The 15,030-nt window shown below is 71.0% G+C and carries 13 protein-coding genes and 1 tRNA gene; 10 read left to right on the top strand and 4 right to left on the bottom strand.

Annotated features, from left to right (window positions below):
* Position 1 precedes the first annotated feature (1 nt).
* From AC6CKD_RS12570 to AC6CKD_RS12560, 3 genes are all read left to right on the top strand, one after another.
* Positions 2-1,162 (top strand): acyl-CoA dehydrogenase family protein, encoded by a 1,161-nt coding sequence (locus tag AC6CKD_RS12570; RefSeq protein WP_498327208.1) that lies wholly within the window; start codon positions 2-4, stop codon positions 1,160-1,162.
* A gap of 125 nt (positions 1,163-1,287) precedes the next feature.
* Positions 1,288-2,325, top strand: a complete 1,038-nt coding sequence (locus AC6CKD_RS12565; RefSeq protein WP_498327207.1) for an ABC transporter substrate-binding protein — start codon at positions 1,288-1,290, stop codon at positions 2,323-2,325.
* Positions 2,326-2,441: 116 nt separating this feature from the next.
* A complete protein-coding gene (locus tag AC6CKD_RS12560; protein WP_498327206.1) occupies positions 2,442-3,383 on the top strand; it encodes a siderophore-interacting protein in 942 nt (313 codons plus the stop codon).
* Between the two features lie 208 nt (positions 3,384-3,591).
* Here the strand turns inward: AC6CKD_RS12560 and AC6CKD_RS12555 are convergent, their stop codons facing one another.
* Entirely contained in the window at positions 3,592-5,187 is a 1,596-nt protein-coding gene (locus tag AC6CKD_RS12555) for a beta-N-acetylhexosaminidase (RefSeq protein WP_498327205.1), read from the bottom strand.
* A 52-nt stretch (positions 5,188-5,239) separates the two neighbouring features.
* On the opposite strand from AC6CKD_RS12555, the gene AC6CKD_RS12550 reads away from it, so the two are divergent.
* The 3 genes from AC6CKD_RS12550 (at position 5,240) to glmS (ending at position 8,485) form a co-directional block, all read left to right on the top strand.
* A complete protein-coding gene (locus AC6CKD_RS12550; RefSeq protein ID WP_498327204.1) occupies positions 5,240-6,190 on the top strand; it encodes a DUF4429 domain-containing protein in 951 nt (316 codons plus the stop codon).
* Positions 6,191-6,297: 107 nt separating this feature from the next.
* Positions 6,298-6,573: a hypothetical protein gene (locus AC6CKD_RS12545; RefSeq protein WP_214951593.1), complete on the top strand. Its 276-nt coding sequence runs from the start codon at positions 6,298-6,300 to the stop codon at positions 6,571-6,573.
* 94 nt (positions 6,574-6,667) lie between these two features.
* Complete coding sequence (gene glmS / locus AC6CKD_RS12540; RefSeq protein ID WP_498327203.1) at positions 6,668-8,485, top strand: glutamine--fructose-6-phosphate transaminase (isomerizing); 1,818 nt, start codon at positions 6,668-6,670, stop codon at positions 8,483-8,485.
* A 115-nt stretch (positions 8,486-8,600) separates the two neighbouring features.
* Here the strand turns inward: glmS and AC6CKD_RS12535 are convergent, their stop codons facing one another.
* A complete protein-coding gene (locus AC6CKD_RS12535; protein WP_498327202.1) occupies positions 8,601-9,170 on the bottom strand; it encodes a GPR1/FUN34/YaaH family transporter in 570 nt (189 codons plus the stop codon).
* A 99-nt stretch (positions 9,171-9,269) separates the two neighbouring features.
* Positions 9,270-9,800 carry a universal stress protein gene (locus AC6CKD_RS12530; protein WP_214951587.1) on the bottom strand — a complete coding sequence of 177 codons (531 nt, stop codon included), beginning with the start codon at positions 9,798-9,800 and terminating at the stop codon, positions 9,270-9,272.
* A gap of 544 nt (positions 9,801-10,344) precedes the next feature.
* Between AC6CKD_RS12530 and AC6CKD_RS12525 the strand changes: the two genes are divergently transcribed.
* The 4 genes from AC6CKD_RS12525 to AC6CKD_RS12510 all read left to right on the top strand — a co-directional run bounded on the left by AC6CKD_RS12525 (position 10,345) and on the right by AC6CKD_RS12510 (position 13,020).
* Positions 10,345-10,623, top strand: a complete 279-nt coding sequence (locus tag AC6CKD_RS12525; RefSeq protein WP_498327200.1) for a hypothetical protein — start codon at positions 10,345-10,347, stop codon at positions 10,621-10,623.
* A gap of 376 nt (positions 10,624-10,999) precedes the next feature.
* The gene (locus AC6CKD_RS12520; protein WP_498327198.1) at positions 11,000-12,166 is read left to right on the top strand and encodes a helix-turn-helix domain-containing protein; all 1,167 of its coding nucleotides are present in this window, start codon (positions 11,000-11,002) and stop codon (positions 12,164-12,166) included.
* 82 nt (positions 12,167-12,248) lie between these two features.
* Positions 12,249-12,851 carry an oligoribonuclease gene (gene orn, locus AC6CKD_RS12515; protein ID WP_250741286.1) on the top strand — a complete coding sequence of 201 codons (603 nt, stop codon included), beginning with the start codon at positions 12,249-12,251 and terminating at the stop codon, positions 12,849-12,851.
* 96 nt (positions 12,852-12,947) lie between these two features.
* Positions 12,948-13,020 (top strand) — tRNA-His (locus AC6CKD_RS12510).
* Positions 13,021-13,090: 70 nt separating this feature from the next.
* Here AC6CKD_RS12510 and AC6CKD_RS12505 read toward each other — a convergent pair.
* Positions 13,091-14,851 carry an NlpC/P60 family protein gene (locus tag AC6CKD_RS12505; protein WP_498327197.1) on the bottom strand — a complete coding sequence of 587 codons (1,761 nt, stop codon included), beginning with the start codon at positions 14,849-14,851 and terminating at the stop codon, positions 13,091-13,093.
* Between the last annotated feature and the right edge of the window lie 179 nt (positions 14,852-15,030).

The raw sequence follows: 15,030 nt of genomic DNA, 5'->3' as shown, positions 1-15,030 counted from the left end.
CATGGCCCTCGACCACCGGCTCACCCCCGAACACGAGGAACTCCGCCGCACCGTAGAGGCGTTCGCGCACGATGTGGTGGCACCCAAGATCGGCGACCTGTACGAGCGCCACGAGTTCCCGTACGAGATCGTCCGCGAGATGGGCCGCATGGGCCTGTTCGGCCTGCCCTTCCCGGAGGAGTACGGCGGCATGGGCGGCGACTACCTCGCCCTCGGCATCGCCCTGGAGGAGCTGGCCCGCGTCGACTCCTCGGTCGCCATCACCCTGGAGGCCGGCGTCTCGCTCGGCGCGATGCCGCTCTACCTCTTCGGTACCGAGGAGCAGAAGCAGCAGTGGCTGCCGAAGATGTGCTCCGGCGAGATCCTCGGCGCCTTCGGCCTGACCGAGCCGGGCGCGGGCTCCGACGCGGGCGGCACCCGTACGACCGCCGTCCGGGACGGCGACGAGTGGGTGATCAACGGCTCCAAGTGCTTCATCACCAACTCCGGTACGGACATCACCGGGCTGGTCACCGTCACCGCCGTGACGGCCCGCAAGGCGGACGGCCGCCCGGAGATCTCCTCGATCATCGTCCCGTCCGGCACCCCCGGCTTCACGGTGGCCGCGCCCTACTCCAAGGTCGGCTGGAACTCCTCGGACACCCGTGAGCTGTCCTTCGACGGCGTACGGGTCCCCCTCGCCAACCTGGTCGGCGAAGAGGGCCGCGGCTACGCCCAGTTCCTGCGGATCCTCGACGAGGGCCGCGTGGCCATCTCGGCGCTCGCGACGGGCCTGGCGCAGGGCTGCGTGGACGAGTCGGTGAAGTACGCCAAGGAGCGGCACGCCTTCGGCAAGGCGATCGGCGACAACCAGGTCATCCAGTTCAAGCTGGCGGACATGGAGATGCGCGCCCACATGGCCCGGATCGGCTGGCGCGACGCGGCCTCCCGGCTCGTGGCCGGGGAGCCGTTCAAGAAGGAGGCGGCCATCGCGAAGCTGTACTCCTCGACGGTGGCGGTCGACAACGCCCGCGACGCCACGCAGATCCACGGCGGCTACGGGTTCATGAACGAGTACCCGGTGGCCCGTATGTGGCGTGACTCGAAGATCCTGGAGATCGGCGAGGGCACGAGCGAGGTGCAGCGCATGCTGATCGCCCGTGAGCTGGGAGTTTCCGCCTGACGGCAGTCGGTGGTGCGGTACGGGGCCCTCCGCGAGGAGGGCCCCTTGTTGTTTCCAGCCAAGGTTAGGCTAACCTTCCTACCGAACGTCCGAGCCTCCCAGTACGTACGAAAGTGGACATCCCCATGCCCAAGTCCCGCTCCTCCCTCCTCACCCGTCGCGGTCTCATCGCGGCAGGCGGCGCCCTCGGCCTCGTGGCCGCGCTCACCGCTTGCGGTGGCAGCGACTCCGCCAAGGACGGGTCGGGCGACAAGGGCACGGGCACCGCCTCGGGCGCGTGGAGCTTCAAGGACGACATGGGCAAGGACGTCACCGCCGCGTCCACGCCGAAGAACATCGTCGCCTTCACCGGCACCGCGGCCGCGCTGTACGACTACGGGGTCGGCGTCACGGGCGTGTTCGGCCCGACGAAGACCGCCGACGGCAAGGCCGACGTGCAGGCCGGCTCGATGGACATCTCCAAGGTCGAGATCATCGGCAACGTCTACGACGAGTTCAACGTCGAGAAGTACGCGGCCCTCCAGCCCGACCTCCTGGTGACCAACACCTGGGAGAAGGACAGCTACTGGTACCTGCCCGAGGCCTCCAAGGACAAGATCCTGAAGCTGGCCCCGGCCGCCGCGATCGGCGTGGGCGGCGACGTCACCATGGACAACGCACTGGCCCGCACCGCGGAGCTCGCCGGCTCCCTGGGTGCCGACCTGAACGCCAAGAAGACCGTCGACGCCAAGGCCCGCTTCGAGGCCGCCTCCGCGAAGCTCCGCGAGGCCACCAAGGCGAACCCCGGCATCAAGGTGCTCGTCGGTTCCGGCGCCGCCGACCTGTTCTACGTCTCCACCCCGGCCACCTCCGCCGACCTGAAGTACTTCCAGTCGCTCGGCGTCGAGTTCGTCACCCCGGACAAGGTCGAGGGCGGCTTCTACGAGAGCCTCAGCTGGGAGAACGCCGGCAAGTACAAGGCCGACGTGGTCCTCCTCGACAACCGCACCGGCACCCTCCAGCCGGAGGAGCTGAAGGCGAAGCCGACCTGGGCCGAGATGCCCGCCGTCAAGGCCGGTCAGATCACCCCCCGCGTGACCGAGCCGATCTACTCCTACGAGAAGTGCGCGCAGATCGTCGAAGAGCTCACCAAGGCCATCCAGAACGCCAAGAAGGTCGGCTGACCCCGAGCCGTCCGGCCCCGGCGCCTCACCCAGGCGCCGGGGCCTTCTGCTTCGCCCGTCCGTAACGCAACGCACCGCACGCACCGCACGCACCGCACCCAGGGGGGACCCGCCACATGACCGCCAACGCCAACGCCAACGCCACCGCCGGCGACACCGAACCCGGGGCGGCGCCCGAGGCCGAGATCCCCCACTTCCGGTTCTTCGACCTCGAGGTGCTCCGCACGCGCCGCCTCGGCCACTCCTTCCTGCGGATCACCTTCGGCGGCGCGTCCCTGACGGACTTCCGCTCGGGCGGCTACGACCAGAGCCTCTCCCTCTTCCTGCCGCCCGCCGGCCGGGAGCACACGGTGCTGCCGTCCACGGGCGAGGACACCTGGTTCGCGGACTGGCGCGGGATGCCGGACGAGGAGCGCCCGGTGATGCGCTCGTACACGGTCCGCGAACAGCGCCGGACCGCCGACGGCGTGGACGAGGTCGACATCGACTTCGTCCTGCACGGCACCTCCTCCCCCGCCTCCTCGTGGGCGGGGCGCGCGGTGACCGGCCGCCGGATCATGGCCATCGGCCCGGCCGTCGCGGAGAACAAGTCCGTACGCTTCCAGCCGCCGGCCGCCACCGACGCGTTCCTCCTGTACGCGGACGAGACCGCCCTGCCCGCGGCCGCGGCGATCCTGGACCGGCTCCCCGAGGGCACCCCGGTCAGGGCCTGGTTCGAGGTCCCGCACGAGGACGACCGGCTGTACCTCCAGGCGCCCGCCGACGCGGACATCACCTGGGTCGTACGGGAGACGGGCGCCGGCCGGGAACGCACCGACCGGGTGCTGGAGGCGCTCCGGGCGGCCGGACGGCCCGCCGCCGGAGCCCCGTACGCCTGGATCGCGGGCGAGTCCGCGACGATCCGCGCGGTCCGCAGGCACGTCGTCCAGGACTGCGGCGTCGACCGGCGCGCGGTGCGCTTCACCGGCTACTGGCGGCTCGGCGCGAGCGAGGAGCAGCTCCTCGCGGAGGCCTACGCGGGCCGGGCCCCGGACGAGGACCCGACGGCGGAGCTGTAGGCCCCGCCCCGGCCCCTCACGAGGGCGACGGCCGCCATCTCCCACTCCGGCAGGGAGAACCAGCCGACCGCGAGGTCGTGACCCACCCGCCCGGCGATCTCGTCTACTCGCCCTCCGGGTCCGGCAGGCCCCCGCCGCCCGCCTCCGCCCAGCGCGCGCAGAAGTCACTTCCCCGAGCACCGCCGCCAACCGGGGTCCGTGCGGGCCGTCACCGGCCCCACGGCACGTCCGGCGCCCGGAAGAAGGCGACGTCCTGGGCGTCCAGGCGCGGGCCCTGGGCCGCCAGGCGCAGCCGGTACGAGGTCCAGTCGCGGGCGGCCGCCGGGGACCAGCCCAGCTCGGCGAGGCCCAGCACGCGCGGGAAGGCCATCAGCTCCCAGTCCCCCCGCGTCGCGACGGTCTCCGTCCACAGCGGGGCCTCCACCCCGAGCACCGCGGACTCCGGGAGGCCGGCCAGGTAGGCGCCCGGATCCCAGTCGTAGGCCCGGCGCACCGGTACGTAGCCGGCCCAGGCCAGCCCCGGCTTGGTCTCCCTGTCGTACTTCATGTCCAGGTAGAGCCGGTCCGCCGGGGACAGGATCACCGGGCTGCCCGCCTTGGCCGCCGCGGCCACCGCCGCCTTCTCGGCCGCCGCCGTGCGGTCGTGGCCCCAGTACTGGAGCACCGCGCCGGGGGCGGGCCGGGCCGTGGCGAGCTGGTGCCAGGCCACCACCGTCTTGCCGTGCTTGGCCACCACCGCCTGCGCCCGGTCCATGAAGGCCGCGTAGTCCGCCGCGGGCGTGGAGTGCGCCTCGTCGCCGCCGATGTGCAGGTACTTGCCCGGGGTCAGCTCCGCGATCTCCCCCAGCACCTGGTCGATGAACTCGTAGGTCCGCTCCTTGCCCACGCACAGCGAGCTGAAGCCGACCTTGATCCCCGTGTAGCGCTCGCGCGCCTTGCCGTCGCAGTTCAGCTCGGCATAGGCGGCCTGCGCGGCGTTCACGTGGCCGGGCATGTCGATCTCCGGGACCACGTCCACGTACCGCTCCGAGGCGTAGGCCACCAGGTCCCGGTACTCGTCCTTCGTCCAGTGCCCGCCGGGTCCGCCGCCGACCTCGCTCGCGCCCCCGTACTCCGCCAGCCTCGGCCAGGAGTCGATCGCGATGCGCCAGCCCTGGTCGTCGGTCAGGTGCAGGTGCAGGGTGTTGACCTTGTACTGCGCGAGCTGGTCCACGTACCTCTTCACCTGCTCCACCGTGAAGAAGTGGCGGGCCACGTCCACCATCGCGCCCCGGTACGCGAAGCGCGGCGCGTCGGTGACCGTGCCGCCCGGCACCGTCCCCGGACCGGACACCGGCAGGAGCTGGCGGAGCGTCTGGCCCGCGTGGAAGAGGCCGGCGGGCGTGCGGGCGGTGAGGGTGACCCCGCCGGGCCCGGACTCCAGCCGGTAGCCCTCCTCCCCCGCCCCCTCGGCCCCGGCGTCGATCCGCAGCCGGACGCCGTCGCCCCGCAGGCCGTCGACCACGGGCAGCGGCAGCCCGCTGGGGCCGCGCAGCTGCTCGGCGAGGAGTTCGCCGACCCTGCGGACCTCCTCGTCGCCGGTCGGGCCGGTACGGATGACCGTGCCCGGGCCGAAGGCGTACCCCGGGCCTTCGGCCCGGGCCGAGACGGGAGCCGGCAGGAGCCGCTCGTAGGGCGCGAGCGCGGCGGGCGGCTCGTCGCCGGGGCGGGCGTCGTCCCCCCGGGCGGCGCTGCCGCAGGAGGCGGCCGCGGGGACGGCGGCGAGGACCAGGAGGGCGGCGAGCGTGCGTCGCGGGACTCTCATGGGCACAGGTATAGGCCAACCGGGCCCGTGGGGCCGGTGCGAGAATCCGAAGATGGCGGAAATCATCCAGAAGGACGGCACATGGACCTTCGACGGGGACGCGGTGCGCATCGTGCCGGGCCGCGACAAGGGGGTGGGACTGCTGCGCCAGACACTGGGCGAGGTGCTCGTCCCGCTGCGCGCGCTCGCCGGGATCTCCTACGAACCGGGGCGCAAGACGGGCCGGCTGCGCCTGCGGCTGCGTGACGGCGCCGACCCGCTGCTCCAGGTGACGGGCGGCCGGCTGCCGGAGGCCTCCGATCCGTACCGGCTGACCGTGGAACCGGACCGCGGCGGGGTGGCGGAGTACTTCGTGGACGCGGTGCGCAACGCACTGCTGCTGGACCAGGTGGATGCCGGGCCCGCGGACTCCTACCTCCTGCCGGGTCCCGCCGTGCCGATCACGGTCGGCGCGGGCGACGGGACGGTGGCCTTCGACGGGGACCGGGTGTCCCTGGAGTGGAACTGGACCACCGAGGAGGCCAAGCGGTCCGGCGGGCCCCGGGAGTTCCGGATCGGGAACGTCCGGTCGGTGGAGTGGGCCCCGTCACGGGGGCTGGAGAACGGGTGGATCCGCTTCGCCTTGACCGGCCACTCCGCGCAGCCGGTCCCGCCGAAGTACGACCCGCACGCGGTGGAGCTGTTCGGGTTCAAGAAGGATCCGTTGATGGCGCTGGTCGCGGCGGCGGTCGCCGTGCGCATGCCGCACCCGGCGGCACTCGCGTCCGAGCCTCCGCTCCCGCATCCGCTCCCGCCCGGGACACCGCCGGACGCCGTCCCGCCGGCCCCCGCCCCGGCCGCCCCCGCCCTCGCATCCGCCCGTGCCGCCGCCCCGGCCGCCCCCGCGGAGGACCACGACGCCCTGCTGCGCCGGCTGCGCGAGCTGGGAGAGCTGCATCAGGCGGGGATCCTCACCGCCGAGGAGTTCGCCACAGCGAAAGCAGCGGTTTTGGGTCGTTTCTGATCCCAGAAGACCGGAATCAACCCTTCCCCTGGTCCAGACCAGCGCAATCCTGCCCGATTCCGGGCAGGATTTTTGCGTTCTGCGGCTCGTACCGCCAATATCGACGGATGCCCGACCGCCGCCCGTCGCACGACGACCTCGTCGACCACTTGGTGCGCAGCACCTCGCTCCAGCGGGGCGAAGCCGCCCGAGTGGTGCTCGACGTGCTCGCGTACTTCGACGAGAGCACCGAGGAGTTCGTCCGCCGGCGCCACCGTGAGCTCCAGTCCGGGGGCGCGGTCAACGCGGACATCTTCGAGCGGATCGCGGCCGAACTGCCGCACCGCGCCGTGGCACCGCCGGAGCTGTCGCTCCGGCAACTGCGCCGCATCGTCTACGGCTGAGCCATCCACAGCTGGGTCGTCCCCAGCTGAGCACCACCTGCCGGGAATCCGGGCAGCGGCAAGAGCAAACGAACTTCAGGAGGGGAAAGACCTTATGTGCGGAATCGTGGGTTACATCGGCAAGCGTGACGTGGCACCGCTACTGCTGGAGGGCCTGCAGCGACTGGAGTACCGCGGTTACGACTCCGCGGGCATCGTGGTCAACAGCCCGAAGGCCGCGGCCCTGAAGGTCGTCAAGGCCAAGGGCCGCGTACGCGAGCTGGAGTCCCGGGTACCCAAGCGCTTCGCCGGCACCACCGGCATCGCCCACACCCGCTGGGCCACCCACGGCGCCCCGAGCGACCTCAACTCCCACCCGCACCTGGACGCCGACAACAAGGTCGCCGTCGTCCACAACGGGATCGTCGACAACGCCTCCGAGCTGCGCGCCAAGCTGGAGGCCGACGGGGTCGTCTTCCTCTCGGAGACCGACACCGAGGTGCTCGTCCACCTCATCGCCCGCGCCCAGGCCGACACCCTGGAGGAGAAGGTCCGCGAGGCGCTCAAGGTCGTCGAGGGCACCTACGGCATCGCCGTCATGCACTCCGACTTCGCCGACCGCATCGTCGTGGCCCGCAACGGCTCCCCGGTCGTCCTCGGCATCGGCGAGAAGGAGATGTTCGTCGCCTCGGACATCGCCGCGCTCGTCTCCCACACCCGCCAGATCGTCACCCTCGACGACGGCGAGATGGCGACCCTGAAGGCCGACGACTTCCGGACCTACACCACCTCCGGTACGACGACCACCGCCACGCCCGAGACCGTGGAGTGGGAGGCCGCCTCCTACGACATGGGCGGCCACGACACGTACATGCACAAGGAGATCTCCGAGCAGGCCGACGCGGTCGACCGCGTCCTGCGCGGCCGGATCGACGACCGGTTCAACACCGTCCACCTGGGCGGCCTGAACCTGGACCCGCGCGAGGCGCGCGGCATCCGCCGGGTCAAGATCCTGGGCTGCGGCACCTCGTACCACGCCGGCCTCATCGGCGCGGGCCTCATCGAGAGCCTGGCCCGCATCCCCGCCGACGCCGAGCCGGCCTCGGAGTTCCGCTACCGCAACCCGGTCGTGGACCCCGACACCCTCTACATCGCGGTCTCCCAGTCCGGTGAGACGTACGACGTGCTCGCGGCGGTGCAGGAGCTCAAGCGCAAGGGCGCCCGCGTCCTCGGCGTGGTCAACGTGGTCGGCTCCGCGATCGCCCGCGCCGCCGACGGCGGCGTGTACGTGCACGCCGGCCCCGAGGTCTGCGTCGTCTCCACCAAGTGCTTCACCAACACGGTCGTGGCCTTCGCGCTGCTCGCCGTGCACCTGGGCCGCATCCGCGACCTGTCCGTCACCGACGGCAAGCGGATCATCGACGGCCTGCGCAAGCTGCCCGCGCAGATCCAGGAGATCCTGGACGGCGAAGAGGACATCAAGAAGCTGGCCGCCGAGTACGCCGAGGCCAAGTCGATGATGTTCATCGGCCGCGTCCGGGGCTACCCGGTGGCCCTGGAGGCCTCCCTGAAGCTCAAGGAGATCTCCTACATCCACGCCGAGGCCTACCCGGCCTCCGAGCTCAAGCACGGTCCGCTCGCCCTCATCGAGCCCTCGCTGCCGACGGTCGCGATCGTCCCGGACGACGACCTGCTGGAGAAGAACCGCGCGGCGCTGGAGGAGATCAAGGCCCGCAGTGGCCGGATCCTGGCGGTCGCCCACGCCAAGCAGGAGAAGGCCGACCACACCATCCTCGTCCCCAAGAACGAGGACGAGCTGGACCCGATCCTGATGGGCATCCCGCTGCAGCTGCTGGCGTACCACACCGCCCTGGCCATGGGCCGGGACATCGACAAGCCGCGCAACCTGGCGAAGTCCGTCACCGTCGAGTAGGTCGGGTGGTCGAGCAGGTCGCGTAGACCGGCGTGACCGCGCAGACCGCGCGCACGAAGAAGGCCCCCGGGGAACCCCCGGGGGCCTTCTCGTGCGGTGCGCGGTGCGCGGTCCGTCAGCTCGCGGCGACCGCGCGGCCGCGCGAACCCTTTCCGAAGGCCATCGGCCAGCTCGCCAGCGCCGCGGTGGCCCCGTACCAGGCCAGCAGTCCGGAGAGCGCCGCCACCCAGCCGGCCGCCTTGGCCAGCCCGCCGCTCTCGGCGAAGGTGCCTATCGCCAGGAGCAGCAGGGAGAGGGTGAACAGGCCGTACACGCCCTGACCGAACAGCCCGCCCGAAGCGGCGGCGGTGAGGGTCAGTGCCAGCATGGCGAACAGCACGAGGAACATTCCGGCCGCGTCTGCCGAAACCTTTCCGTCGGCCCCGCTGGCCCAGATGAACCAGAAGGTGCCGATGCCCGCGAAGGCCGTGCCGTTGAAGCCGTTGCCACCGCGGTACTCGAGGACTCCGAGGACGAACAGGGCGAGTCCGCCGAGGTACATGGCGAGCGAAACGGAGTTGGCTGCGGTCACACCGTCGATGATGCCGGTGGTGCCGATACCGAACGCGAGAAGGGTGAGACCCAGGGCGATGTGCCCGAGGGTCGAAGTCGAGGCCGTGCTTCCCGCAGAGACACCGTTGTCCACGGCGGGCTCCCTTCGATCTGCAGTTGTTTGCTGCGTCCCAGCAGCCTTTATCTACCCCTTACATGGGGGTGCACAACCGCACAATCGACATACAGTCGGTTACGGGATGACAACGACCGGTCGCTGCGCCCGCTTGGCCAGCCGGCCCGCCACCGATCCGAAGATCCGGCCGACGATGCCGTGCGTGGAGCCGACCACGATGGCGTCCGCCGAGTACTCCCGGCCGACCTCCTCCAGCTCGTGGCAGATGTCCCCGCCCCGCTCCACGAGGATCCACGGAACCTCGGAGAGGTAGTCCGCGCAGGCCAGCTCCAGCCCCAGCACCTCGGTGCGGTGGTCCGGCACGTCCACGAAGACCGGCGGCTCGCAGCCGGCCCACACGGTGGTGGGCAACCGGTTCGCGACGTGGACGATGATCAGACCGGAGCCGGAGCGGCGGGCCATGCCGATCGCGTACGCGAGGGCGCGCTCACTGGACGTGGATCCGTCGAAGCCCACCACGACCCCGTGCCGGAAGGCCGGGTCGCAGGGATGGCGTGGCTGTTCCACCGCGCGCAGGTCCGCCGATTCGGGATCGGCGAGGCGTTTGCGCTTACGGTCCGCGGGTTCGGAGAATTCGTGACCGGCCATGGGTGTCTCGGCGAAGAGGTCCTCAGGGGAAGGGACAAGGGGACGGGGCGCCAGTAGGCGGAAGCGACGATTCAAGCGGGACGATTCCAGAAAACGACAACTCAGTGTGACCGAGCTCTGTCCGGGAAGCATCTTCCCAAGCCCATACCCACCAGGGTACGGCGACACTCCTGTGCTGCACAGGTCATGCCGCCCTTGGAGAGCGTCCCAGGGAGCATGCCGCAGCCACGCCTCCTTGGCAATGTCCGCTGTCCCCTACAGCCAGTGACGAGGAGCACCCCATCGGGTGTGCGCCACCCGTGCGCGCAGTGACCGAGCCGCGCCGCGGGCCGTTGGACACGAGTCCGACCGTCCAGGAAGAGCCCGCAGGGAGCACGCCGTGCCCGGTCATACGCGAGGCCATCGAGGTCTTGGCCCCGTCCAGCCCGCTCAGCCACCCGCCCAGCCGCCCGCTCAGCCGACGCAGTCCGTCCACACGCCGCCCCCTCCCCTTCACCCGTCCGTGCAGTCCGCTCGGCGGCCGCACGAGGACCCCGCGGGTGACGTGGTGCGCTGGGCGGCTTTCAGCTGCCTGCTCGTCCCCGTGGTCCTCGTCGTCTACGGGACCTCCTTCGGCGGGGCCGCCGTCGCCACCCTGGGCCTCGCGGCCGTTACGGCGGCCTGCCGGGTGCTGCTGCGCCACTCGGAGCAGGTGGAGCGGAATGCCGCGCGGATCACCTCGGAAGACCGGTTGCCGCCCGCGCATCGGGGCCGGCACTCGCGCGCCGGGGCCGGAACGCAGCGCGGATGTCAGGTTTCCGGCGGGATGTCCCCTCGCGGCTGACCGATTCGCACATCCACACCCGCATGTTTTCAGCCAACTTCCCGGCAGGTCGCCCCCCTTGCCGGAATGTCCCCCCACCCCCCTCACCATCAGCGACTACGGCGCGACGGGGGCGCTTTGACCCTACGAGTACTGGCCATGGCCGGACAGTGCGCTTTCCACCCGGGTAGCGGAGTGGAACGCTTCCTGATCGAATGCTTTTCGCCAAGTTGCCAAGTCGACATAGCGCTGCGTGCTGAACTTGTCACGCCGACACCACGGGACGCAGTAGATTCGATCATGTATTTACGGCGGGGGAGCCACGTGCAAGGCCGAGGGGATACGTGCAGGTGCGACCAGACCAAGGAGTCGCGACACCCAAGGGGGGCTTAGCGCCATGAGCCAGGATTCCACCGCCGTCGTAGACGGCAGGAAGCTCGCGGGGCGTCGCCGCAGGGAGATCGTCGCGGTGCTGCTCTTCAGCGGCGGACCGATCTTCGAGAGCTCCATTCCACTTTCCGTGTTCGGCATTGACCGGCAGGACGCGGGAGTTCCACGCTACCGATTGCTCGTGTGCGCCGGTGAGGACGGTCCACTGCGGACCACCGGCGGACTCGAGCTGACCGCGCCATACGGGCTGGAGGCGATCGCCCGGGCAGGCACGGTCGTCGTGCCCGCGTGGCGTTCCATCACCTCACCGCCGCCGCCGGAGGCGCTCGAAGCGCTGCGCCTGGCGCACGAGGAGGGTGCCCGGATCGTCGGACTGTGCACGGGGGCATTCGTGCTCGCCGCCGCCGGTCTGCTGGACGGGCGGCCCGCGACGACGCACTGGATGTACGCGCCGACGCTGGCCAAGCGCTACCCGTCCGTCCACGTCGATCCGCGCGAGCTGTTCGTCGACGACGGCGACGTGCTGACGTCCGCGGGCACCGCGGCCGGAATCGACCTGTGCCTGCACATCGTGCGCACGGACCACGGCAGCGAGGCGGCGGGGGCACTGGCCCGCAGGCTCGTCGTACCGCCGCGCCGCACGGGTGGCCAGGAACGCTACCTCGACCGGTCGCTGCCGGAGGAGATCGGCGCCGACCCGCTGGCCGAGGTCGTCGCCTGGGCACTGGAGCACCTCCACGAGCAGTTCGACGTGGAGACGCTGGCAGCGCGCGCCTACATGAGCAGGCGCACGTTCGACCGGCGGTTCCGCTCGCTCACCGGCAGCGCGCCGCTGCAGTGGCTGATCACCCAGCGGGTGCTCCAGGCACAGCGGCTGCTGGAGACCTCCGACTACTCGGTCGACGAGGTCGCCGGACGCTGCGGGTTCCGCTCGCCGGTCGCGCTGCGCGGGCACTTCCGCCGCCAGCTGGGGTCCTCCCCGGCCGCCTACCGCTCCGCCTACCGGGCTCGCCGCCCGCAGGCGGACGTGGTCCAGGTGGCTCAGCTCTCGGACTCGCCGGTCCCGCACCAGCGCACTCCGCAGCCCCAGCGGGCCGCCGCGGCGCTGGCCGCGGCCGGTCCCACGGTGACGGAGCTGTACGCTCCGGGCCGGGTGCTGCGCGAGCACGCGTAACGAGGTCCTTGGAAGGTCCCCCGCATCAGTGGTCACCTCGGTGGTCGCCGATGCGGGGGACCTTCCGCATAAGGTGGGGCGCATGAACGATCGCATGGTGTGGATCGACTGCGAGATGACCGGGCTCTCGTTGACGGACGACGCACTTATCGAGGTGGCCGCACTGGTCACCGACTCGGAGCTCAACGTGCTCGGCGAAGGCGTGGACATTGTGATCCGCCCGCCGGACGCGGCCCTGGAAACCATGCCCGACGTGGTGCGCGAGATGCACACGGCGTCCGGCCTGCTCGACGAGCTGGCCGGCGGGACCACCCTCGCGGACGCCGAGGCACAGGTCCTGGCCTACGTACGGGAACACGTGAAGGAACCCCGCAAGGCCCCGCTCTGCGGAAACACGGTCGGCACCGACCGCGGCTTCCTGCTGCGCGACATGGCCGCGCTGGAGGGTTACCTGCACTACCGGATCGTGGACGTGTCCTCGATCAAGGAGCTGGCACGCCGCTGGTACCCGCGCGCCTACTTCAACAGCCCGCCGAAGAACGGCAACCACCGGGCGCTCGCGGACATCAAGGAGTCCATCGCCGAGCTGCGCTACTACCGGGAGGCCGTCTTCGTGCCGCAGCCCGGTCCGGACTCGGACACGGCGCGCACCATCGCCGCCAAGCACGTCGTCCCCGGCGCCTAGCACCCACCGGAGAGGGGTGCGGGGAAAGGGGGGAGCGAGCACCCTTCCGGACCCTGTACCCTTTTCTTCGGCCGGTCGGTTTTCCGACCGGACATGGTGGGTGTAGCTCAGTTGGTAGAGCACCTGGTTGTGGTCCAGGTGGCCGCGGGTTCAAGTCCCGTCACTCACCCTGTTGAAAGGCCCCGGTCCGCGCAAGCGGACCGGGGCCTTTCTCATTGACCTACGGGGTCAGCCCGTTCTCAGATGCGGTGGACCGTGCGGAGCGACGTCGCGTATTTGCCTGCGCCGTCGAGGAGCGAGGAACCAGCCAGGTCGGCCATGGTGGGACCGTTGCCGGTCTTGCGGCTGGAGAGGAAGCGGCGCTTGCCCGTGATGTCCAGGCCGAGGTAGATGCCGACGTGGTCTACGGGGTGGTCGTTCGGCTCGGTCGGGTCGACCCCGGTCGCGTCGAACAGGACCAGGTCCCCCGGCTGGATCGGGGCGTCGGCCGCAAGGACGGTCAGGTCGGCCGGCTTGGTCGCGACGCGCACCCCGGGGGCGTGGTCGACCATGTCGCCCGATGTGCGGGGCAGCGCCTCCTTCGTCGCGTGCACGCCGTGGTACATCGGGACGCCCATGTGGTAGCCGTAGACCATCCGCACGTACCCCGAGCAGTCGAGGTTCTTGGCCTGGCCGTCGTACTGCCAGTACGTGTCGGGGAAGGTCCAGCTCCGCCCCATGTAGTCGTGGAAGTCCGCGCCGACCGGGCGCAGCCCCTGCGCATCCATATTGCCGTATCCGGCCTCGCCCATGACCTGCGAGCCCGCGGCCTGGGCGGTGGCGCTGGTGACCGCCGGAGCACCCGCGAGGAACATGGCCGCGTAGGCCAGGACGTCCGGGCTGGGGGAACCGGCCCAGCCGCGGATGGTCTGCTCCAGGGCCTGGGTCCAGGTGCCGTCGAAGGGCGCGGGGAGGACGCGTACCCAGCTGTCGTGGGTGACGGTCGCCGGCTGCTCCCAGGTCGAGGCGTCGACCCTGAAGCTGCTCACGGACAGCGTGGGCGCGTTCGTGCAACCGGTGCTGGCCACTGCCCGCACGCCCACCCGCCCCTTGGGGAAGGTGTCGTCCGGGTCCGCGGTGTCCACGGCCCAGCCGGGCTCGTCGGTGCCCGTACGCCAGGCCTTGGCCTGTATGCGGGAGCCCTCGCGGCGCACGCGGATCGTGAAGTTGGTGTTCGCCGGGATTCCGGTGCCGACGACGGTGGGGGCGGTGGCACCCGACGGGAGCCGGGTGATCGAGTTGAGGTGCTCCTTCTCGACCCGCAGTTCCACCGCACCCGTGGTCAGGAAGGACAGCCTGGCCCGGTAGCTGTTGTCGATGTTGCCGTAGCCGAAGGACAGCGCGAACGAGCAGGCCTGGCCGGCGGGCACCTTGTCGAACTTTGCGGTCATGCTGACGTCGACGTCGGTGATCTGGCTGTCCACGAGCGTGACGTGGCGGCTCGCGTCTAGGCTGCTGAGCTTGATGGTGCCACTGCCCGGCGCCACCGCGAAGTCGGCGGCGTAAGGGTCCTCGATGGACCATACGCCGCCGCCGGGGGACGTCCCCCAGCCCGAGACGGTGCGCTTGAACTCGTCCACGAAGGACTTCTTGTTCTCGATGAACGTGCGCTCGGCGCCCTTGAGGACCACCGTGCGGGCGCCCTTGGTCAGGACGGCCACGCGCTGGGAGCCGGCGGTGACCTCCAGGCGCTCGGGCGTCCCCGGCAGCACCTTCGTGGCGAAGGTGCCGAGGGCGACCTCTCGGTAGAAGTTGGGGTCCAGCCCGGCGACCCATACGGCGGACCGGGGCGAGGTGAGCGTCCCCGTGCCCGCGGGCAGGGTCGAAACGGCCGGCGCGAGGGTGGGCGCGGCCACGACGGCGGATCTGGGCGAGGCGGCCGCGGTCAGGGTGCCGAGTGGAACGGAGGCCGCGGCCCCGGCGAAAACGGCAAGGACATTGCGTCGAGAAGTGTTTGACATGCGGTAATGATCTACGTGCCGTCAGCTGGAGCGGTCGCCGCCCCCTCAAGTTCGCAGGAGCGGCCTGGGCGCGGAAGACATCGGCACCGTCCGTGGGTACCGAACCGGAAGCTCCGGCATTAGCCTCCCGCCCAACGGGCAACAGCGCGCGCCGGAGAAACGGGAGGGTCGGCGTGCGG

Source organism: Streptomyces sp. GQ60, from assembly GCF_059758875.1.
The sequence above is the reverse complement of the archived record's forward strand: the minus strand, read 5'-3'. Positions and strand labels throughout refer to the sequence as shown.